A 19,944-nucleotide genomic window follows, 5' to 3' on the forward strand; every position below is an offset into this window, starting at 1 on the left:
AATAATTATACATCTAAGGATTGTGGAGGAAGGAAATGAAGGCATTATTTCAAACATGGAACCGTATCAATCTCGTTAGTCGCATTGTGGTGGGGATTATTGTCGGTATACTTTTAGCAGTAACGGTTCCAGAGGCAGTAAGTGGCGTGTCCATTTTAGGAACGCTATTTGTAGGGGCATTAAAGGCTGTTGCGCCTGTCCTTGTATTTATTTTAGTGATTAATGCACTGGCATCCCATGTGAGTGGCAAGGCAACAAATATGAAGATGGTGATTGCGCTCTATTTAGCAAGTACATTTTTAGCAGGATTAGTAGCGGTTATTGTCAGCTTTTTATTCCCAACAACGCTCACATTAAAAACAGGTGCGGAGGAAGTTGCTCCACCAAGTGGGATTACAGAAGTATTAGAGTCACTTTTATTTAATATTGTATCCAACCCTGTTAGTGCCATTATGGATGCGAATTATCTTGGTATTTTAGCATGGGCAGTGTTATTTGGGATTGCATTAAAGGCAGCTAGTGACACAACCAAAACAATGCTTAGCAATGTATCAGATGCTGTAACAAAAATTGTGCAATGGATTATTAGCTTAGCACCTATTGGGGTTATGGGAATTGTTTTTGATATTATTTCATCAACAGGCTTATCGGCATTGGCAGAGTATGGACGATTAATTATTATTTTAGTGGCAACAATGTTCTTTATCGCTTTAGTGGTCAATCCATTGATGGTTTTTGTGGTGGCACGTCGCAACCCATATCCACTTGTATTAACATGCTTAAAGGAAAGCGGCACAATGGCATTCTTTACACGTAGCTCGGCTGCCAATATTCCAGTCAATATGGCGTTAGCTGAAAAGCTAAAGCTCAATAAAGATACATATGCAGTATCCATTCCATTAGGCGCAACAATTAATATGGCGGGAGCGGCTGTGACGATTTCGATGTTAACAATGGCAACAGCACATACGCTCGGCATTGAAGTAGATATTTTAACAGCGGTAATTTTAATGGTACTAGCAGCGGTATCAGCGGCTGGTGCATCAGGTGTGCCGGGCGGCTCCTTATTATTAATTCCGCTTGCTTGTAGCTTATTAGGCATTTCGGATGATATTGCGATGCAGGTTGTAGCAATTGGCTTTATTATCGGCGTTGTACAGGATTCCTGTGAAACAGCGTTGAACTCATCATCAGACATTGTCTTTACAGCGGCTGCGGAGTATGCAAAGGAACGACAACAATAATATAATGACAAACATCTTTGCTGATGGTAGCTAAAAGGAATTGAGAAGTTCTCAATTCCTTTTAGCATTTTTTCTCCTTTTATAAAGAAAAAAGCCCACAGACAAACACTACACTAAAATAGTTGCAACAGCAATCCATTATAGCATTTTACTGTAATGTTAAATTTTACTTGAAATGGATAGTTTATCGCAGTAAGCAGGCTGACAGAGCGTTGACAAACGAAATTCGCAAAGCAACCCAATGTAACAACGAAAATTGGGAATAGATGAGCGCAAATCGGGCAAGGTAATACTACTTGGAGGTGATGATGTGACAAAGGGAAAGCAATATAAGCGTGAGTCGGAGCTGGCAGAATTGGCGATGGATTTAAGTCCAGATGATCTAGATGTGCGTGAAGATAATGCGTTAACACAGGAGCAAAAGAACAATGCAGATAACCATAACGATTCGAAAAAATCCTCAGCACGTAAAAAATAAATATAACGTAAAAGGCTATGGAGAACGTCGCAACCTTCTCGATAGCCTAATTTTATTGAGCGAGTAGCCAAAAATCAGCTATCATGACATTTTCCTCATCATGTGGCTAGCGATTCTGATGCCAGCAATCCATACATACACAAAGCCTATCATAGCAAAAAGAATCGATATTTGCTGACAGATAGCGTAAGATGAAAAAATAGAGAGAAATGCTGGAGGGAATAACGATGATACGATTTGATAATGATTATGCAGAGGGCGCACACCCACAAATTTTACAGCGTTTAGTTGCCACAAATGAGGAGCAATCACCAGGCTATGGTATGGATGAGCATAGCGAAAAAGCGAGAGCCTATATTCAGCAAGCAATTGGGGCAGAGCATGCGGCTGTTCATTTTTTAGTTGGAGGCACACAAACTAATACGACTGTGATTGCCTCAATTTTGCGACCTTATCAGGGGGTGATCGCTGCTAATACAGGTCATATTGCCGTGCATGAAACAGGGGCTATTGAAGCAGCAGGTCATAAGGTTTTAACCATTGCTAGCGATGATGGCAAAATTACCGCTGCACAGGTAAAAGCCCTTTATGATGGGCATTGGCAGGACAGCACACATGAGCATATGGTACAGCCAGGCTTAGTCTATATATCGCATCCTACAGAAAATGGCACAACCTATAGCAAGGCAGAGCTAACAGCCCTTAGCGAAATGTGTCGTGCTTGCGGCTTGCCATTATTTTTAGATGGCGCACGCTTGGGCTACGGGCTTGTTGCGCAGGGAAATGATTTATCTTTAGCGGATATTGCTCGGCTTTGTGATGTTTTTTATATTGGAGGCACAAAGCTGGGCGCAATGTTTGGTGAGGCTGTTGTGATTATGAATCCTACCTATCAAGCACATTTTCGCTATATGATGAAGCAACGAGGCGGGCTGCTTGCCAAAGGTCGCCTGCTAGGCATTCAATTTGAAGCATTATTTGAAGATACGCTATATTTGGATATTGCTCATCATGCTGTAGCAATGGCCATGCAAATACGTCAGGCATTTGTTGCTAAAGGCTTTACATTGCGCTATGATTCCAAGACAAATCAGCAATTTCCGATTTTGCCAAAGCCGATTTTAGAAAAATTAAGTGAAGCATACTCCTTCGCAATATGGGAGCCGTATAGTGATACACATACTGTTGTGCGCTTTTGTACAAGCTGGGCAACAAAGCAGGAGCATGTGGATCAGCTTATCGCGGAGATTGAGCAGCTATGACTACATATATCGCACTGTTAAGAGGCATTAATGTAGGTGGGCATAATAAAATAAAAATGGCTGCATTACGAGAGGCATTGCAAACATTGGCACTCCATAATATTCAAACCTATATACAAAGCGGCAATATACTGTTTGAATCAAGCGAAAGTGAAGCTGTGCTGCAACAGCAAATTCACGCTACGATTCAGGAGGTGTTTGCTATTACAAGCACCGTCATTATTAGAACGGCTGAGGAATTTCAAGCAATTGTGAAGGAATGTCCTTTTTCAGCGGAGGAAATAGCAGCGGCAGGTGCTACCGCTATAGGAGAGTGCCTTCATGTTGCATTCCTGCCAGCGCCGCCAACAGCGGTAAGTGCTGAAACCTTTTTAGCCTATGCCAATGATAAGGAACGCTGCGTGATAGCGGGAAGAAATATTTATTTATTATTTTATGAAAGCGTCCGCAATGCCAAACTCAGTCAAAAGCTCCATCAGCTAGAGCTTCCAGCAACTGTTCGTAATTGGAAGACAATCACAAAGCTGGCGGCGATGGCTGATGGCATTTAAGTAGCAAGTGAAGCGCGGGTATTTGACATCAAAGTGCGGGTATTTACTATTCAAACGCGGGTAACAGTTCAACAATCGCGGGTAACGATAGCCACTAGTTCATATAGAAAAAAGCTGTAGCGTCAACATAGACACTACAGCTTCAGAATTGGTTGATGCCCTTTGAGGTTCTCAAATGCATTATAACATATTAACAATGGTTCTACCAAGGTGCTGCCCATTTTTGATAGCATCAATTGTTTGAGGTACTTCTTCCAGTGTAATTTCCTCTGTTAAGGCATTGTGAGCAATATTCCAATCGTTTGCCATTTTTGCCCACACATCTGCTCGTTGTTCAATTGGTACATTAACCGAATCAATGCCTAGAAGCTGAATGCCTCGTAAAATAAATGGTAAGACATTCGTTGATAACTGAATCCCACCAGCATTGCCACACATGCTAATGCTACCGCCATAAGCAATTTGTGGAATAACTGTAGCAGCAACATCTCCGCCTACTGTATCCAATACATAATCATATTTTTGCTGTTGTAATGGCTTTTTCAGATCACCAAGCTCACTAGCAAAAATAATATCCGTTGCGCCTAAAGACTGTGCCACAGCCACTTGATGCTCTTTTCTCACCAATGCCGCAATATTGCTATAGCCGATTGTTGTCAGCATCTGCACAGCAAGGCTACCAACACCGCCTGTTGAGCCTGTTACAAGGATGCGTGGATTATCCTCTACCTTCATGCCATGCTGCTCTAGGGCGATAATCGACAATGCCGCCGTATAGCCTGCTGTGCCAAAAACCATCGCCTCTCGTAAATCTAAATTCGCTGGTAACGGCACAATCCACTCAGCAGGCACACGCGCATATTTGGCAAATCCACCTGTATGCGTCATACCCATCGCAAAGCCTGTAACAATTACTTGCTGACCTGCTGTAAAGCGCCCATCTGCCGATTGAACGACTGTCCCACTTAAATCAATACCGGGAATCATTGGGTAGTTGCGAATCACACCGCCATTTTTCTGAACCGCCAGCATATCCTTGTAGTTAATGGAGGAGTATGCCACTTGAATTAGCACATCACCTGCTGATAAATCGTCCAAAGTAACAGTATCTACCTCATATATAATTTGCTCGTCCTGCTCTTTGACAACTAGTGCTTGAAAAGAATCCATAGTAATCGTCTCCTTTAATTTTAGTGCAAAATAGTTTTGATGCAGAAATATTTCCAATCAAAAGTTATCATGATAAGATAGGTATTGTCAAGATGGAGGAGATTACATGGAATTACAGGAATGTATAAACTTTTTATTAAGCACAAGTCAAAATAAGGTGTTTAAACATTTTAGCAAGCTATTAGAGGCGTATGAGGTAACACCAGCCCAGTACGGTGTATTAAATTGCTTATGGCATGAGGGGCAGCTGCTTCCTAAGCAAATTGGGGAAATGCTGTATTTAGAAGCGCCAACGGTTTCTGGTATTTTAGATAAAATGCAAAAGGCGGGCTTCATTGAGCGCTCGGTTGACCCTGAAAACCGCCGAACGGTATTAGTCGTTGCCACACCAAAGGCAAACGAGCTAAAGGAAAAAATCGACAAGGCAACAGAGGCATTGAATGCAACAGCTTTCCAGCATTTATCAAGCCATGAGCAGGAGGTGCTAAAAAAGGCTTTAGTAACAATGATTAATACGGAATTTTAATTGAAGATATTTAATTTATACTGCAGAGTGATTGTTTATAATATATTTTAGAAATTTTCAATAAATAAATAGATAATCAGTTCTCATTAAATCAGTGTTATAATTATGGTGCATAGTAAATGTACAGAAGGAGTTATACTGATGTTAAAAATTGAAGAACGTGGTAGAGGTAGATTTAAACCAGCCCCAAATTATAATATTGATGATGTAAAAAAAATACTCTTGGAAAAAATAGAAGAAGAAGTGCGAAACCAGTCTACGATAAATGATTATGATGCAGGTGAATTAGTTTACAAAACAGATAAAGTTAACGTTATTGGTTTATTTGCTGGTGCTGGGGGATTAGATTTAGGTGTGGAGCTAGCTGGATTAGATGTAGTTATAGGCAAAAATAAAACAGACTCTGTTCTATCAAATTATGCTGATTTTAACAGAGTAAGAGAAAAAAGTATTTTCCATCATCTTTATGTTAACGATATTTTTAAGGAAGCGTTAGAAACATACAGACATAACTTTCCTAATGGTGTATTAATACATTTACAAGATATTCGCAAGGTAAAAGATTTTCCAACTGCTGATGTTGTATTAGGGGGACCACCTTGCCCTGGATTTAGTGAGGCAGGACCAAGATTAGTAGATGACCCAAGGAATTTTTTATACATTCACTATATTCGTTGTTTAATGCAAGTACAGCCTAAATTCTTCATTATGGAGAATGTAAAAGGCATGCTGACACTTGGAAAAGGTGAAGTGTTTAGACAAATCAAACAAGACTTTGAGGCAGCAGGATATCGTGTGTATCATAAATTAGTTAATGCAAGAGATTATGGGGCACCACAAATACGTGAGAGAGTTTTTTTAGTTGGGGTGCGTAATGATATTAACTATGAATATGAATTTCCTGAAGCGACTCATGGAGAGGGATTAAAGCCGTTCGTGACCTTAAAAGAAGCCATTGGTGACTTAGAATCTAACCCAGGACCTTACTTTACAGGTTCTTATTCCACTATTTTTCTAAGTCGTAACCGTAAAAAGAAGTGGCATGAACAAAGCTTTACTATTCAAGCTAGTGGTCGACAAGCACCTATTCATCCAGCAGGCTTACCAATGGAGAAAGTAAAAAAAGATAAATGGATTTTTTCAGATGGAGAAGAAAATAATCGTCGGTTATCAATTAAAGAAATTTCTCGAATCCAAACATTCCCTGACTGGTTTACTTTTAGTGATGGGGATAACCTGAAAATGTCTGAAAATGGTAGATTGGATAAAATCTATAAACAAATAGGGAATGCTGTACCTGTTGTATTGGCAAGAGCAATTGCAACTCCAATAGCGGAGTGGTTTTACCAACAAGATAAAGGAGAGAACAAATGTCATTCAGACCAACTACAAATGTTTTAATTGCATTAGCTAATATTTTAAAAAGACAACAAAATACAATGCCGATTGTTCTTGACCACGTTAATCAAAATCGAATTAACAGTACAGGAGATCTGCTTGAATATTATGTAAAAGATGCGTTTTGTAATGAAGCTGCAGAAACAGAATTAACGAATGAAAAGTTAAAAGCTTATCAAAATACATTTAGTTATCTTGGAAATTCAAACAATCCTCCTGACTTTGTGGTAAGGTATGGACCAGCTATAGAGGTAAAAAAATTTGAAGGTAAAGGAACAAATGGGATTGCCTTAAACAGTTCTTTTCCTAAAGATTATTTATATGCGAATGATATTAGAATAAAAAAAGAATGTGTGAGTTGTGAGGATGAATTTGGCGGCTGGAAAAAGAAGGATATGATTTATGCTATTGGTAATGTTAGCAAAAATCATTTACATAGCTTGTGGTTAATCTATGGAGATTGTTATGCAGCTAGCAAAGATACTTATGAGCGAATCACTAATACAATTAAAGAAGGCGTATCTAGTATTCCAGGTGTCGAGTTTGGGATAACAAAAGAACTTGGTAGAGTTAATCGTGTAGATCCATTAGGCATTACTTATTTACGTATAAGAGGTATGTGGGGCATAGAACATCCATCTGCTGTGTACCGTCCGTATATCAAAACAGATACAGAAAAAACAAATATCTATGTATTGATGAACAAAGAAACATATAGAGAAATACATGATAAACCTAATTTAGAACCATATTTATCGAAAAATATTTTAACAATGGAAGGTATACAAATTCCTAATCCAAATAATCCAGCTAAAAATATAGATGCAATCCTATTTTCAGCATCATTCTAAAGGCATGTGTATAAAGAGAATGAAAAAATAGTTTTATTAAAAGGAAAGCCGAACCATCTGAAAAAATTCTCTAATGAAGAGTCCATGATAGTTCGGTTTTTTCTTGTTTTGTTTATGCATAGAAATGTTTATAAAAATACTTACTCACAACCAACCCCATCACCATCTCGGTCAAGATGACGAGCATAGCCCGGTTCACCGCTGTAAATAGGAGCGGCTCCTGCTGCACGCACTTGGCTACAGTTTTTATAGAAGACATGTTGGGAAGAGCTTGAGGATACTTCCTCTGTTTGGCTTGTTGTTGATGTGCTGCTATTTGTATTGGCTGCTTGAGCACTTGCAAGCTGTGTAGTAAGTGCTTCGTTATCTTTTTGTAATGCTGTCACCTGCTCTTGGAGTTGCTGTTGCTTCTCCTGCAACATTTTTTTCTCTTCCTCGAATGCTTGAAGCTGCATGTCTTCCGCTTCCTTTATTTTTTGACTAGCTGTGGAAGCCTGCGCTAGCTCCTCTTTAACACCCTTCAGTTCACTCGTTAATGTATCCACCTGTGCTTGTAAATCTTTATTTAAACCGGGTATTCGGATTATCGTGTGGAATACCATAATGGTTAGATAATTTTTATCATATTATAAAACGGATAATAGTGTGGAATTTAAAAACTATCATAATTATATTGTATGGCATAAAACCAAGTAGTCCTTTTTAGTAAAACTTATTTACTTTAAAATACTATTGTATTATACTCTGTTATGCAGAGTACTCTGGAGGAGGGAATTATATTGGGAAAAAATCAAAATGATAAAGAAGAAATTATAGAAAATTTATCCCATATAAAAACTTTAATAAATCACAAACAAGATTATGGAAAACAAGCAGCACCATACTTTATTGTTTGGGGCTGTGTATGGATTATTGGCTTTTTAATTAGTTCTACTGGATCAATATCGGTAATTAATATGACTTGGATTTTACTTGCAATAGTTGGTTGGTTGTTCTCTGGCATAACCTTTTTAAGACAAAAAAGGAACTATCCTATGCCCAAATTCCTGAACAATCAATTCAAAATGTTATGGATTGGATTCTTGTTTATCTTTTATATATTTGTCTTTCTTATTGGCTCTAAATTATTGCCACTTTCATTTCATCATCTTGCATTGTACAGTTTTTTATTAATTTCTATTTTGTATATATTATTGGGTATTGTTTTAACAAGGACAATCTTCTTTATGGGCTTATGGTTGATTGTCCTTGGAACAGCTACTTACTCATTTTTATCAGATTATATGTATATAATCTTTGCAATATTAGGTGGAGGATGCCTACTATTAACTGGAATTTTGCTGAATAGAAAAGGGATTAAAAATGAGTAAGCCAAAACATTTGAATGATTTAATTCATGCAAAAGTAAGGCTTGGAATTATGAGTCTTCTGATGACATATGGAGAGTGCAATTTTACTTTTCTAAAGAAAACATTAGAAATCACTGATGGCAATTTAGGTTCTCATTTACAAAAGTTAGAAGACGCAAATTATATAGAAATCAAAAAAACATTCGTAAAGAAAAAACCTAAAACAATTGTAACCGTTACAGACATAGGTACAGACGCTTATAGAGAATATATTAAATCACTGGAATCAATTTTATATATAGATAAGTAGCATGGGAGTTGTTATATATGTATAACCGAAAAGATGAAAGAATTACAGGTTTGTTTTTAGGGATTCCATCCATTGCTTTAACCGTGCATGTTTTCTTTTGGTATTTAGGGAACCCTCAACAATTTATCGAGCATAGATTAGGAATTAATTCCGATGCGTTTAATAACCCTATAGTTTGGATATTTACTTTTGTAATTGCAATTGGCTATATTATGTACACTGCTAAAGTTATTCCCTTTGTTCGTAAGCACTTGTTTACATTTTCGTGGCTTAAAGTGATTGGTATATGGGCTGCATTAATTTTTAGTACTTTAGAAGAGGTTTTATTCAGGCAAATACTAATGGATTGGCTAATGAGTTTAGACTATTCAATAACCATACAAGTGTTAGCCTCAGCCATTATCTTCGGTTTAGCACATGGTGCATGGGTTCTTCTTAGAGGGGAGTTTAAAATTGGTCTTCCAGTGATATTGTCAACTACAGTTCTTGGTGGGTTACTTGCCGTTTTGTACATTATAGCTGATCGTAATATACTTGCACCAATTGTGGCTCATATATTAATTAATTTATTTATTGAACCATGGCTTATACTTTCCGCCATATCAGGAAAGTGGAATAGCGGAGTAAAAGAAAGCGGAAATCATGACAACTAATATGCTCAATCTGCCAAACATTAAGATTCTGGATATGAAAGAAAGTGAACATGATTATAGATTCTTAGTTGAGTCTACTACTCTATCTCCTTCTCATTGTCCAAAATGTGGTACCGTTGCAAATTTATATAAACATGGTAAGAAACAACAGCTATTTTTCGACTTGCCAATGCATGCAAAACGTGTCGGAATTTATGTCAATCGCCAACGATATAAATGTAGGGAATGTAATGAAACGTTTTTTGAAAATTTACCAGATATGGATGTCAATCGTTCTGTTACTAATAGACTAATAAATTGGATTCAAGAAGCAAGTCTCGAAAAAACGTTTACCAGTGTTGCGGAGGAGATTGGCGTTGATGAAAAGACTGTACGAAACATCTTTAATGACTACGTTGCTAAACTTGAGGTTCAAACTGATTTTAGAACTCCTAAATGGCTTGGAATTGATGAAGTCCACTTGCTTAAAAGCTATCGTTGTGTCATCACAGATGTTGAAAACAAGTCAGTAATTGATATTTTACGAAAACGTAATAAGGATATGGTTATCAGTTACCTATCAAAACTTCAAGATATTGATAAAATTGAACTTGTAGCAATGGATATGTGGAGGCCTTACAAAGATGCAGTTAACATAGTAGCTCCACACGCCAAAATAATTATCGACAAGTTTCACGTTGTTAAATTGGCAAATGAAGCCTTAGAGAAGATACGAAAGGCTAATCGTCAAAATGTATCAGCCAAAGAACGTAGGCAACTTATGAGAGACCGTTATGTGCTTCTGACAAGGCGTAAAGACCTTAACGACTTTGATGACCAAATAAAACTGCAAGTATGGACTGATATGTTCCCATTGCTTGGTCAAGCCTATGAACTCAAAGAACAGTTCTTTGACATTTATGAAGCTAAAACAGTCGATGAAGCATATAAACTTTATCAAGAATGGCTTTCAAATGTACCTAAAGAGTTAATGACCTACTTCGAGGATCTCATTAAGGCTATGACCAATTGGGAAGAAGAGATATTCAACTATTTTACTTCACCTATCACAAATGCCTATACAGAATCCTTAAATCGCTTAATTAAGACCATAAATCATATTGGTCGTGGTTACTCTTTTGAAGCCCTCAGAGCCAAGATTTTGTTTACACAGGGTTATCGTAAAGTCAAAAGGAAAAAGAAATTCAAAGAAGTTGAAGTTACTTTCGGAAAAATGTTGCCTGATCAAATGCCAAATTGGTTAAAACCAGAATATGAATGGGTGTATGAAGAAATCTATGGTGCTGACTTTTCCACACTGATCAAGGCTATAGATGAGGGTTCTTTTTAACCCTCTTTCCACACTATTTTCCGATTACCCTTTAAACCTACTTGCTCCTGATATTGTGCACCAGAAACAGTATCAAACTGCATGGAAATTGCTATTAATACTAAACTACCAACAAATGTTGAGAAAAAGAGCTTTTTTGAAAAAGTACGATGCTTTTTAAGCACCCTCATCATCATAAAATAAATAAGATAGCCTATCGCAAAAAGCAGTGCAAGGCTTCCTAATACATCTAAGACAACCATTTTACATTTCTCCTTTTTATAAAGATGACCTATTTACATTGTCCTGCGTCAATATAACTACAAGTGAGGTAAAAAAATTTACCTATTAAAAATATTTTAACAATGAAAATATAAAATAGGCTCTTTCTTATAGTAGGATGGAAATAGAGGATTGTCCATACATGATAGGGAAATTTTTCATAATTAAAAAGAGCTTTTTTATTGATGGCATTAAATTACTATGATATTTAGTGATTTATTAATAAAAACAATTAAATGTAAAAGCTATTACATCGTAGGTGGTATGTAGAGATTTAAGAAGGTTAAGACCGTTAGATTCCCGATATCTACAATAAAGTGAGATAAAATAATAGCCCGTAAGCTTTGCGTTTTGAGATAAGTTATTGCCCAGACAATACCTGCTACTGATAAATAAATATATAAATGATAGGATCGACTTGCATACGAAAATACGCCCCACATCAATGGATGGCTGATAACAAAAAGTGCGGTTGTATAGAAAATAACAAACCATTTTGGATATTTCGTTAATAAGCGATCAAACAAAACCCCGCGCCAATAGTATTCCTCAAACCAAGGATTAATAAGGGCAAATACGAGCCAATAAAAAATTAACCAAGCCGACTCAAACAAATGATAATTCATCATAAGAATCGTTAAGGGAAACATACCAATAAGCATAGTAATGGTTATCCAAAATGGAGATTTCCTTGATTTTTGAAACCAATCGCCTAGATTTCTTGTATCCTTGAAAAAATAAATAGCGAATCCTAATAAACTCCAATAAACAATGGCTAATGGAATCCAAGCCCATCCACCAATAAAAGAATGACAAACTGTAGCGGTTAAAAAACCTAGTAGTATAATAAGAAATGGGGAGGCGAATAAACACCAAAATTTCACGTTTGGATGATGGCTTGTCATAATAGACCTCTTTTCCTCGGCATTATTTAAAAATTTTCATAATAGATGCAGCTTCTGGAAGGGGACATTGCGCCCACTGTAGCTTATTAATCGCAAAGCCTTGAATAAAGGCATAGTAACTAACCGCTAGCTGCAATGGATTTTCTGAAATAATGTCATGGTGTTGCTGACCTTCCATAATTAAGGGTATTAAGCAATGGACAGGTGATTTAAATTCCTTAGAAGTGAACAACTGCTTTACTTCTTCAGGTACAGCATCCGATGTGCTTGCTTGAATCATAATTAAAAATAATAAAATTTGCTGTCCCTCTGCTAAGCTATGGAGGATTTGCTCTGTCATCCATGTAATTTTTTCAAAAGGTGTACCTGCTTGAAGATAGGCTTGTTCGATAATTTGTACAGAGCTATCCGCAGCACGTTGCACTAAGAGGGTAAAAATTTCTTCTTTTGATTGAAAATAGTGATACACTAAGCCATGACTTAAATTTGCTTCCTTTGCGATATCACTAATCTTTGTCGCCACCATTCCTCGTCTAGCAAATACTTTTAGAGCAGCCTGTAATATTTCTTCCCGTCGTTGTTCTCGTAAAGCTAAGTTTTGAATATCTGTCCTTGGCATAAGCTCAACTCCTTTTCGGTTGACTAATCAGTCAATATAAAAATAAAATAAAAAACAGATATTGTCAAATTATTTGGTAATTTTAATCGTATTGCTATCAGTGTGGTATTAACATTAGAGATAGCAAAATTTAACATCTTATTTATACTTTCAGCATTTTCACCATGGTAAAATAAATTAGATAGCCACAAGCGTAGGGCCTCTTAAAAAATCAAGATTGTCCATACATATTAGGGGCATATTCCTTTGTAAATTAGCAACATGAGATATTTAGTTGTATAATGAAACGTTAGCAAATGTGCAAATTAGAAAGAAGGTCCTTAGATTGTTAGAAAAACTGAATCGCTTTTTCCAAAAATGGATGCCTGTATTAACGCCATTAAGCTTAGTCATAGGTGTGCTTCTTGAACAGATAGGCGAGCATTTATTATTTATGGTATCCTGGCTATTTGCCTTTATGACATTGGTGAGTAGCTTAAGCATGAATCTAAAAGACGTCAAAGTATTTGTGAAATACCCAAAAACCATCCTTTTTAGCATTGCTTTTTTACATATTATTATGCCTGTTTGGGTTTATTTTTTATCCACGATTATTTTTCATGATCATCTCTTAACGATTGGTTTTATTCTCGCTGTTGCTGTGCCAACAGGGGTGACGAGCGTCATTTGGATTACCATTTCAAAGGGGAATTTACCGCTTGGTTTATCCATTATTTTAATTGATACATTCATTGCGCCCATTGTTATGCCTGCATTGCTACATGTCATTGTCGGTGAATCCATCACGATTGATAGCACCGCACTGATTTTAGATTTAGTATGGATGATTGTATTGCCATCAATTGTAGGAATCATCTGCAATGAACTGTCGAAGGGTGCGATTCATCAAAAGTATGGTAAGAAGCTTGCACCTTTTTCCAAGCTTAGCCTTTTTGGCATTGTGATGATTAATAGTAGTGCCATTGCACCATATTTACGAAATATCACATGGGAATTAGTCGGCGTCATTGCGCTTGTCTTTTTCATTGCTGTTTCAGGCTATATGTTTACGATGCTATTAGGGCGGCTGATTTGGAAAGACCAAAGCATCACGACGACATTTGTTTTTATTGGGGGCATGCGCAATATTGCGGTAGGCGTAATTATTGCTACCACGTATTTCCCATCGAAAGTAGCGATGCCTGTTGTGTTCGGGATGCTCTTCCAGCAAGTATTAGCATCTGTCTTTAGTAAAATCATCGAGAAAAAACAGGAGAAGGAGAGTGTGTATTGTTAAAAATTTTATTTTGGTTTAGTAGAGTTCAAACGCTCACTGAATCAAAATAAAAGCCTCGGCAGATGTTGAGGAGCTTTTCGAGGGAGCTCGAAAAATCCGAACGCATTAGCGTCAGGGACAATTACGCTGGAGTGTAATGGATATATGATATTTGTGATCATCAGCAGGCTATTGCTTGGTGATGAAGGACTTCCAGTTGAATTTTTTAATGCTTCTCTTTATGGGACTGGCACTGCTTGTTTTAGCAATTAGAGAATTTCAACAACAACGTAAATTGTATGTTTATTTTCAATATTTGTTGCCATTCAAAGTCTTGCCCTAACATGAAACAGTATGTAGAGGGCATTCTTTGAAAAAGTAATGATAGAATTTCCGCTATGCGCCATGTATAGTTAAGGAGAAGGGAGATTTATCGATGAAAAAAATTTTACTAGTATTACTAACAGTTATGCTAGGGGTTATACTTGCTGCATGTAGTGAAGATAAAAAATCTGATGAGCTGGCAGAGGTTACGATTCCTGCAACATTCTTTGAAGGACAGGATATTGATGCGGCGATTGCAAGTGCCAAACAAAGCGGCATAAAAGAGGTTAGCAAGAACGATGATGGTTCTGTCACATATAAAATGACGACAGCTGAACATGAGGAAATGCTCAATGGTATTAAGGAAGGCATTAAAGCAACGATTGAGGATATGAAAACGGGTGAGGATTTTCAATCTATTAAAGATGTAACCTATAATGATACCTTCTCAGAGTTTACGCTAGCGGTAAATAAAGAAGAGTTTGACAAGGGTCTTGATTCCATTGCATCCTTTGGGCTTGGGATAGCAGGCATGTACTACCAATTATTTAATGGTGTTGCTGTCGAGGATTATCAAGTAACAGTGAGCTTTACAGACGAAGCAACAGATGAAGTCATTAAAAAAATCGTTTATCCAGATGAATATAAAGAGTAATAAATGTAATGGGGCTATGCAAAAGGCGAAAATCTTTTTGCGTAGCCCTTTCTTTTATTTATAGCTAATTGGTAAATTTGTTTATTAGTGGCCCAGTTGCACAATCGTCAATGAACGATTGGTATAGCCAGCAAGTGGTGAGTTTGAGGATACACTAACGCCCACTTGATCACCCGCAGCCAATTCTGCCTGTACAACAAATGTGGAACTACTTCTATTGAGAACGTTAAAAAGCGCTAAGCCTTGGAGAAAAATAGGTGCGCCATTCACGGTAATACTAGCTGTAAAAAAAGATTGCGTTGGGTCAGGCTCGGATGTAGCGACGGCATTCAGTGATACTGTAATTTGATAGACACCGCTTTCCATCACGACTAATTCATTACCTGTACCGCTAACGCTCACATTACGCAAAGGTCCAGCGACTGAAAATGGTACAGGTGTTGCTGTAGGAAAAACAATTTCAGCCGTTTCACCTCTTAATGAACCAAAGCCAAGAACATCAGCAGCAGGAGGCATCTCAGGATTGGACGTCGCAATAATTTTTGCATAATAATTTTTCGCACCGTCACAGCAACATTCATTTTTACGGGTAAATGACATATGTCAACCCTCCTTCCTATCATCTATAGTATGTATAGGCATAGAAAGAGGAAATGGTTATTCACCCTACACTTGTTACTTTTATTATGGAAATAACATTACTATTGCAATAAATAACAAAATAGGGGTGATGCTTGTGAAAGGTATAAATTTTCACTACTATTCGTGCTGCTTCTTGGGACAATTAGATAAAAGATTTCATCTTCAACCAGCTACAGAAATTCTTGGAGGTGTTGTTCAACTCAATTGAAGAGGCAGCTATTTATTTCGAATGAAGGCATAGTGCTGCTAATGGTCAAGCTTCACCATGAGCAATTACTAGAACAGCTAACTGTAGAACAACAAAAGAGGACAGTCACTGCCTTTGTAAAATTACCGAATAGCTCTTCATGTATCAGCTCGTATTGCTGGAAATGCGTCTTAGGGTTGGTCGCATAACTCTTATACAATGAAAAGACTAGATAGGGTAGAGCATTAGGGAGCTATATGAAAGAAACGTTAAGCAATAGCATTATTCTGGAAATATGTATGTTGACATTTAAAGCACTCTAAGCTAAGCCGAAAGCTCTTGTGACCGTAAAATATGTTAAAATAGGCTATAGTATAAATAGGGAGGAATGGTTTTGGTAACCGAAAAAAGCTTAAGAACTTGTGACAAAGGTCATCAGTATTATAAAAGCACGGACTGTCCAAGCTGTCCTGTTTGCGACAAAGAAAATAAACCAAAAGATGGCTTTCTATCAAAGCTTAGTGCACCTGCAAGAAATGCACTGCTCCATGAGGGGATTGCTACCTTGGAAAAGCTATCCACGTATACAGAAAAGGCTATTTTACAATTGCATGGGATTGGTCCAGCTTCCTTACCCGTGATGAGGGCGTCACTAGAAGCAGAAGGATTATCATTTCAACCAGCTACTGCAAGGAGGAAAAACAAGATGACAAACAGCAAAGAGCTATCAGCACAGCAGCACGAGCAATTACTGCAAACCTTACAGGCACGCTTTGAGAAACATACAAGCCGTCATGAGGGGCTTGAGTGGGCAAAGGTGCAGGCAAAGCTTGAGGCGAATGAGGACAAGCTAAGGTCGCTTTATCAAATGGAGGAAACGGGCGGCGAGCCTGATGTTATCGGCTATGATGAGGGAGCGGATGCTTATATTTTTTATGATTGTGCAGCAGAAAGCCCTAAAGGTCGCCGCAGTGTTTGTTATGACCATAAAGCATTGGAGGCACGCAAAAAGCATAAGCCTGAAAACAGCGCAGTTAGCATGGCAGCCGATATGGGCATCGAGCTATTAACAGAGGAGCAATACCGAGCATTACAGCAGCTTGGTGAGTTCGATTTAAAAACATCAAGCTGGGTGCAAACACCTGATTCGATTCGAAAGCACGGAGGAGCTATCTTTTGTGATCGCCGCTATGATACGGTTTTTGTTTATCACAATGGCGCAGATTCCTACTATGCTGCACGAGGCTTCCGCGGCTCACTCTACGTATAGCAATAGTTTGGTGGCATTTTAATGGAACCACGGCAGGAGCTACAAGGATGGCTATAGAAGTAAGGGCTGTCTGTCTATTCAGACAGCCTCTTTTAAGTGCTATGCTGCAAGTATGAAATATGAATTTGCGATGAAAGAGGAGTTACGATGAATGTAAAGTTCGAATTTAAGGATTTTCCTACATTAGCAACAGAACGTCTTATCCTACGAAAAGGAATAGTTGATGATTGCCAAGATATTTTGGCGCTTTATGCTGATGAAAATGTAGTAAAGTATCTTCCATTAACATTATTTACTGCAACGGAAGATGCAATAGCTGAGTTAAACTGGTATGATAAAATTTTTCGGGAGCAGACTGGTTTAAGGTGGGTCATTGAAGAGGCTAAGACCAAAAAGGTTATTGGGACATGTGGCTATTTGAATTATGAAAAAGTGCATAACCGTATAGAAATCGGCTATGATTTAAACCCTGAATACTGGGGGAAAGGGCTAATGCAAGAGGCTTTAAGCAATATTATACATTTTGCCTTTACAGCAATGGAAATAAATAAAATCGAAGCAAAAATAGAGCCAGAAAATATAGCATCGATAAAATTATTGGAAAAGTTAAGGTTTGCTAAAGAGGGTGTTTTAAGACAGCATGAATTTGAAAAAGGGAAATATGTAGACCTCGCCATCTTTTCAATATTGAAAAATGAATACTAGAAGGCTTATCAAAAAATTCTCCCAGCAATAAAAACAGCGGTCGCTATGGGCTACACGAAATAATTGTTGTAGGCTTCTAGACATATACATAAGAGCATTTTCGCACACAACTACTTTTTCAAAATCCTGAAACTACTGAAAATCGAAACATTATACTTTCATACAAAACCTTGCTATAATAGGCGTTGCGAATACATATGAAAGAGGGCGAAGAGATGAACGCTTATGATGAATATATGAAGCAGGTCGTGAAGCCGATGCGTGAGGAGCTGGTGGAGGCTGGATTTACGGAGCTAACAACGGCTGATGCGGTGAATGACTTTATGGCGGAGGCAAAGGGTACGGCGTTAGTGGTGATTAACTCGGTGTGTGGCTGTGCGGCAGGGCTTGCGCGTCCAGCAGCGCGTGAGGCGATTGCGGCGGTAAAGCCAGATCATCTTGTGACAGTGTTTGCGGGGCAGGACCCTGAGGCAACGGCGGCAATGCGTGGTTATTTTGAGGATGTGCCACCAAGCTCACCATCGATGGCGATTTTAAAGGATGGGGAGTTAGCGTACTTTATTCCACGCGAGCAAATTGAAGGATTCCCTGTGGAGCAAATTGTGGCGCATTTAACAGGTGTGCTAGAGCAAACATGCGCGAAATAATAACGATTGTGACGACAGCGGGCAGACCAGACGAGGAATCAATGGCGCTCGCTGCTTTTGCATGCAAAGAATTAGGTGCTGCGTTTGAGCCACGCAAAAAGCGCTCCATTCGTAAGATGTCGCAGGAATTACAGGCACATGTAATCGTTGCGGGAAAAAATCGCTATGATTACTATGCCTATGGTGCACAGGAGCCGTTTTTCTTTCATCCTAATTCGGCTGCGTTTCGCTTAAAGCGAGTAGCGCGTGGGGAGCGTGAGCCATTTTTAGCGGCGGCACAGCTTCAGCAGGGTGATACGGTGCTGGATTGCACGCTGGGACTAGCAGCGGATGCCATGCTGGCAGCTTATGCGGTTGGTGCAGCGGGGCGTGTTGTCGGGCTAGAGGCAAATGCAAATGTGGCGTTTATCGTCAAGCAGGGGATGCAAAGCTATGATATTTCGGAGTTGCCATTAACTGCCTGTATGCGACGGATTGAAGTTGTGCAAAAAGAGGCAGTGCATTATTTACAAGCATTGCCTGATCAATCGTTTGACGTTGTTTATATGGATCCGATGTTTGAGGAAACGATTGAAGAGGCGAATAATTTTCAGGCATTACGACAGGCTGGGGAGCATGTTACATTGACGGATAAATGGGTTGCGGAAGCGAGGCGTGTAGCGAGAAAGCGTGTAGTATTAAAGGCACATTTTCGCTCGGAATGGTTTGCGAACTATCATTTTCGGCAATATAAACGAGCAACGGCGAAATTTCATTACGGTGTTTTAGAACTTTCGAGGGGGAATTAGATGGCAAAGCATGAGATAAGAACCTCTTTTGAGCTGGGCTTACTTGCGAAAGCACAGTCATTAAACTGTACGAAGCCCCCTAGTCCTTGGGTGTATGAAACGATTATTCCAGCCGCTGGGGTATTTGCCTGTGGATGGGATCAGGATGAAAATGTAGTGTTAATTAGTGGGTCAGGCTATAGTGTGACAGCGCCAATAACAGGTAAACGTCTTGATCGGGAGCGGGATGCAGATTTCACCAATAGCTGCATTAGTAACGATTATTTATTTTTTCAGCTACCATCATCACAGCAACGAATTTCAATTTTTGGCTTTGAGGCAGGAGATGGCATTCATCTAACGGCAGATGGCTGGCAGGTTGAGGTGATTTACCCTTGGTGGCCGCGTGCAACAGTTGTGCTTGATTATCTTTTTACAACGCATTATCAATATTTACAGCAGGCAACAGCGATTGACCTTCAGCGCTTGGATGGAGCCATTAAATGTGGCTTTTCGCCATCAGGCAATCACCTTATGCTGATGGGTTCAGGAGGAGCCTTGATTTATTCGAGAAAGGAATGAGGC

23 protein-coding genes and 2 pseudogenes are annotated in these 19,944 nt (G+C 38.6%); 19 read left to right on the forward strand and 6 right to left on the reverse strand.

The annotated features are described in order from the left end of the window. Nucleotides 1–35 precede the first annotated feature (35 nt). The 4 genes from sstT to MHB42_RS09100 all read left to right on the forward strand — a co-directional run bounded on the left by sstT (nt 36) and on the right by MHB42_RS09100 (nt 3,535). Complete coding sequence (gene sstT, locus MHB42_RS09085) at nt 36–1,244, forward strand: serine/threonine transporter SstT (RefSeq protein ID WP_340805608.1); 1,209 nt, start codon at nt 36–38, stop codon at nt 1,242–1,244. Nucleotides 1,245–1,554: 310 nt separating this feature from the next. Then, on the forward strand, nt 1,555–1,722 hold the full coding sequence (locus MHB42_RS09090) for a hypothetical protein (protein ID WP_340805609.1): 168 nt from the start codon (nt 1,555–1,557) through the stop codon (nt 1,720–1,722). Between the two features lie 227 nt (nt 1,723–1,949). After that, nucleotides 1,950–2,984, forward strand: a complete 1,035-nt coding sequence (locus tag MHB42_RS09095) for a threonine aldolase family protein (protein ID WP_340805610.1) — start codon at nt 1,950–1,952, stop codon at nt 2,982–2,984. Next, complete coding sequence (locus MHB42_RS09100) at nt 2,981–3,535, forward strand: DUF1697 domain-containing protein (protein ID WP_340805612.1); 555 nt, start codon at nt 2,981–2,983, stop codon at nt 3,533–3,535. The genes MHB42_RS09095 and MHB42_RS09100 overlap by 4 nt, the downstream gene beginning before the upstream one ends. Nucleotides 3,536–3,715: 180 nt before the next feature. Here MHB42_RS09100 and MHB42_RS09105 read toward each other — a convergent pair whose 3' ends face one another. After that, the gene (locus tag MHB42_RS09105; protein ID WP_340805613.1) at nt 3,716–4,705 is read right to left on the reverse strand and encodes a YhdH/YhfP family quinone oxidoreductase; all 990 of its coding nucleotides are present in this window, start codon (nt 4,703–4,705) and stop codon (nt 3,716–3,718) included. Nucleotides 4,706–4,811: 106 nt separating this feature from the next. Between MHB42_RS09105 and MHB42_RS09110 the strand changes: the two genes are divergently transcribed. From MHB42_RS09110 to MHB42_RS09120, 3 genes are all read left to right on the forward strand, one after another. Further along, nucleotides 4,812–5,231: a MarR family winged helix-turn-helix transcriptional regulator gene (locus MHB42_RS09110; RefSeq protein ID WP_340805615.1), complete on the forward strand. Its 420-nt coding sequence runs from the start codon at nt 4,812–4,814 to the stop codon at nt 5,229–5,231. A gap of 141 nt (nt 5,232–5,372) precedes the next feature. Beyond that, complete coding sequence (locus tag MHB42_RS09115; RefSeq protein ID WP_340805616.1) at nt 5,373–6,632, forward strand: DNA cytosine methyltransferase; 1,260 nt, start codon at nt 5,373–5,375, stop codon at nt 6,630–6,632. Beyond that, complete coding sequence (locus MHB42_RS09120; protein WP_340805617.1) at nt 6,602–7,480, forward strand: NgoPII family restriction endonuclease; 879 nt, start codon at nt 6,602–6,604, stop codon at nt 7,478–7,480. The genes MHB42_RS09115 and MHB42_RS09120 overlap by 31 nt, the downstream gene beginning before the upstream one ends. A gap of 140 nt (nt 7,481–7,620) precedes the next feature. Here the strand turns inward: MHB42_RS09120 and MHB42_RS20675 are convergent. Next, nucleotides 7,621–7,734 (reverse strand): annotated as a pseudogene (locus MHB42_RS20675) (excalibur calcium-binding domain-containing protein); the annotation flags it as partial. Nucleotides 7,735–8,259: 525 nt separating this feature from the next. Here MHB42_RS20675 and MHB42_RS09130 point away from each other — a divergent pair. Genes MHB42_RS09130 through MHB42_RS09145 form a run of 4 tightly spaced genes read left to right on the forward strand, consistent with a single transcriptional unit; the run spans nt 8,260 to nt 11,122 of the window. Next, the gene (locus MHB42_RS09130) at nt 8,260–8,850 is read left to right on the forward strand and encodes a hypothetical protein (RefSeq protein WP_231867620.1); all 591 of its coding nucleotides are present in this window, start codon (nt 8,260–8,262) and stop codon (nt 8,848–8,850) included. Then, nucleotides 8,843–9,139, forward strand: coding sequence for a transcriptional regulator (locus tag MHB42_RS09135; protein ID WP_063442839.1), 297 nt, complete (start codon nt 8,843–8,845; stop codon nt 9,137–9,139). The genes MHB42_RS09130 and MHB42_RS09135 overlap by 8 nt, the downstream gene beginning before the upstream one ends. 17 nt (nt 9,140–9,156) lie before the next feature. After that, nucleotides 9,157–9,792, forward strand: coding sequence for a CPBP family intramembrane glutamic endopeptidase (locus tag MHB42_RS09140; protein ID WP_063442832.1), 636 nt, complete (start codon nt 9,157–9,159; stop codon nt 9,790–9,792). Further along, entirely contained in the window at nt 9,782–11,122 is a 1,341-nt protein-coding gene (locus tag MHB42_RS09145) for an ISL3 family transposase (protein WP_063442827.1), read from the forward strand. Before MHB42_RS09140 ends, MHB42_RS09145 begins: the two co-directional genes overlap by 11 nt. On the opposite strand, the gene MHB42_RS09150 is transcribed toward MHB42_RS09145, so the two are convergent. From MHB42_RS09150 to MHB42_RS09160, 3 genes are all read right to left on the reverse strand, one after another. Next, a complete protein-coding gene (locus tag MHB42_RS09150) occupies nt 11,119–11,364 on the reverse strand; it encodes a hypothetical protein (RefSeq protein ID WP_340805622.1) in 246 nt (81 codons plus the stop codon). The genes MHB42_RS09145 and MHB42_RS09150 overlap by 4 nt on opposite strands. 267 nt (nt 11,365–11,631) lie before the next feature. After that, nucleotides 11,632–12,288, reverse strand: coding sequence for a CPBP family intramembrane glutamic endopeptidase (locus MHB42_RS09155; RefSeq protein ID WP_340805624.1), 657 nt, complete (start codon nt 12,286–12,288; stop codon nt 11,632–11,634). Nucleotides 12,289–12,310: 22 nt separating this feature from the next. After that, the gene (locus MHB42_RS09160; RefSeq protein ID WP_340805625.1) at nt 12,311–12,907 is read right to left on the reverse strand and encodes a TetR/AcrR family transcriptional regulator; all 597 of its coding nucleotides are present in this window, start codon (nt 12,905–12,907) and stop codon (nt 12,311–12,313) included. 325 nt (nt 12,908–13,232) lie between these two features. Here MHB42_RS09160 and MHB42_RS09165 point away from each other — a divergent pair, with 325 nt between their 5' ends. Together MHB42_RS09165 and MHB42_RS09170 are read left to right on the forward strand one after the other, a co-directional pair. Then, a complete protein-coding gene (locus tag MHB42_RS09165) occupies nt 13,233–14,183 on the forward strand; it encodes a bile acid:sodium symporter family protein (RefSeq protein WP_340805626.1) in 951 nt (316 codons plus the stop codon). Nucleotides 14,184–14,598: 415 nt separating this feature from the next. Beyond that, a complete protein-coding gene (locus MHB42_RS09170) occupies nt 14,599–15,141 on the forward strand; it encodes a hypothetical protein (protein ID WP_340805627.1) in 543 nt (180 codons plus the stop codon). Nucleotides 15,142–15,225: 84 nt separating this feature from the next. On the opposite strand, the gene MHB42_RS09175 is transcribed toward MHB42_RS09170, so the two are convergent. Next, nucleotides 15,226–15,741: a hypothetical protein gene (locus tag MHB42_RS09175; RefSeq protein WP_340805629.1), complete on the reverse strand. Its 516-nt coding sequence runs from the start codon at nt 15,739–15,741 to the stop codon at nt 15,226–15,228. A 617-nt stretch (nt 15,742–16,358) separates the two neighbouring features. On the opposite strand from MHB42_RS09175, the pseudogene MHB42_RS09180 reads away from it, so the two are divergent. The 6 genes and pseudogenes from MHB42_RS09180 to MHB42_RS09205 form a co-directional block, all read left to right on the forward strand. Further along, nucleotides 16,359–16,637 (forward strand): annotated as a pseudogene (locus tag MHB42_RS09180) (RNA polymerase alpha subunit C-terminal domain-containing protein); the annotation flags it as partial. Nucleotides 16,638–16,676: 39 nt separating this feature from the next. Then, the gene (locus MHB42_RS09185) at nt 16,677–17,240 is read left to right on the forward strand and encodes a DUF4256 domain-containing protein (RefSeq protein WP_340808567.1); all 564 of its coding nucleotides are present in this window, start codon (nt 16,677–16,679) and stop codon (nt 17,238–17,240) included. Between the two features lie 147 nt (nt 17,241–17,387). Continuing rightward, on the forward strand, nt 17,388–17,945 hold the full coding sequence (locus tag MHB42_RS09190) for a GNAT family N-acetyltransferase (protein WP_340805631.1): 558 nt from the start codon (nt 17,388–17,390) through the stop codon (nt 17,943–17,945). Between the two features lie 215 nt (nt 17,946–18,160). Beyond that, the gene (locus tag MHB42_RS09195) at nt 18,161–18,592 is read left to right on the forward strand and encodes a BrxA/BrxB family bacilliredoxin (protein ID WP_340805632.1); all 432 of its coding nucleotides are present in this window, start codon (nt 18,161–18,163) and stop codon (nt 18,590–18,592) included. Next, entirely contained in the window at nt 18,580–19,380 is an 801-nt protein-coding gene (locus MHB42_RS09200) for a class I SAM-dependent methyltransferase (RefSeq protein WP_340805633.1), read from the forward strand. The genes MHB42_RS09195 and MHB42_RS09200 overlap by 13 nt, the downstream gene beginning before the upstream one ends. Continuing rightward, complete coding sequence (locus MHB42_RS09205) at nt 19,381–19,941, forward strand: hypothetical protein (RefSeq protein WP_340805634.1); 561 nt, start codon at nt 19,381–19,383, stop codon at nt 19,939–19,941. The last annotated feature ends 3 nt before the right edge of the window (nt 19,942–19,944 follow it).

Source organism: Lysinibacillus sp. FSL K6-0232 (genome assembly GCF_038008325.1).
In the GTDB taxonomy this organism is placed as follows: Bacteria; Bacillota; Bacilli; order Bacillales_A; family Planococcaceae; genus Lysinibacillus.

What these genes read in the sequence shown, in the direction of transcription:
- MHB42_RS09110 (WP_340805615.1), top strand. Translation starts at nt 4,812, where the DNA reads ATGGAATTACAGGAATGTATAAACTTTTTATTAAGCACAAGTCAAAAT.
- MHB42_RS09135 (WP_063442839.1), top strand. Translation starts at nt 8,843, where the DNA reads ATGAGTAAGCCAAAACATTTGAATGATTTAATTCATGCAAAAGTAAGG.
- MHB42_RS09175 (WP_340805629.1), bottom strand. Translation starts at nt 15,741, where the DNA reads ATGTCATTTACCCGTAAAAATGAATGTTGCTGTGACGGTGCGAAAAAT.
- MHB42_RS09145 (WP_063442827.1), top strand. Translation starts at nt 9,782, where the DNA reads ATGACAACTAATATGCTCAATCTGCCAAACATTAAGATTCTGGATATG.
- MHB42_RS09190 (WP_340805631.1), top strand. Translation starts at nt 17,388, where the DNA reads ATGAATGTAAAGTTCGAATTTAAGGATTTTCCTACATTAGCAACAGAA.
- MHB42_RS09185 (WP_340808567.1), top strand. Translation starts at nt 16,677, where the DNA reads ATGACAAACAGCAAAGAGCTATCAGCACAGCAGCACGAGCAATTACTG.
- MHB42_RS09115 (WP_340805616.1), top strand. Translation starts at nt 5,373, where the DNA reads ATGTTAAAAATTGAAGAACGTGGTAGAGGTAGATTTAAACCAGCCCCA.
- MHB42_RS09160 (WP_340805625.1), bottom strand. Translation starts at nt 12,907, where the DNA reads ATGCCAAGGACAGATATTCAAAACTTAGCTTTACGAGAACAACGACGG.
- MHB42_RS09195 (WP_340805632.1), top strand. Translation starts at nt 18,161, where the DNA reads ATGAACGCTTATGATGAATATATGAAGCAGGTCGTGAAGCCGATGCGT.
- MHB42_RS09200 (WP_340805633.1), top strand. Translation starts at nt 18,580, where the DNA reads ATGCGCGAAATAATAACGATTGTGACGACAGCGGGCAGACCAGACGAG.
- MHB42_RS09150 (WP_340805622.1), bottom strand. Translation starts at nt 11,364, where the DNA reads ATGGTTGTCTTAGATGTATTAGGAAGCCTTGCACTGCTTTTTGCGATA.
- MHB42_RS09095 (WP_340805610.1), top strand. Translation starts at nt 1,950, where the DNA reads ATGATACGATTTGATAATGATTATGCAGAGGGCGCACACCCACAAATT.
- MHB42_RS09140 (WP_063442832.1), top strand. Translation starts at nt 9,157, where the DNA reads ATGTATAACCGAAAAGATGAAAGAATTACAGGTTTGTTTTTAGGGATT.
- MHB42_RS09205 (WP_340805634.1), top strand. Translation starts at nt 19,381, where the DNA reads ATGGCAAAGCATGAGATAAGAACCTCTTTTGAGCTGGGCTTACTTGCG.
- MHB42_RS09105 (WP_340805613.1), bottom strand. Translation starts at nt 4,705, where the DNA reads ATGGATTCTTTTCAAGCACTAGTTGTCAAAGAGCAGGACGAGCAAATT.
- MHB42_RS09120 (WP_340805617.1), top strand. Translation starts at nt 6,602, where the DNA reads ATGTCATTCAGACCAACTACAAATGTTTTAATTGCATTAGCTAATATT.
- sstT (WP_340805608.1), top strand. Translation starts at nt 36, where the DNA reads ATGAAGGCATTATTTCAAACATGGAACCGTATCAATCTCGTTAGTCGC.
- MHB42_RS09170 (WP_340805627.1), top strand. Translation starts at nt 14,599, where the DNA reads ATGAAAAAAATTTTACTAGTATTACTAACAGTTATGCTAGGGGTTATA.
- MHB42_RS09155 (WP_340805624.1), bottom strand. Translation starts at nt 12,288, where the DNA reads ATGACAAGCCATCATCCAAACGTGAAATTTTGGTGTTTATTCGCCTCC.
- MHB42_RS09100 (WP_340805612.1), top strand. Translation starts at nt 2,981, where the DNA reads ATGACTACATATATCGCACTGTTAAGAGGCATTAATGTAGGTGGGCAT.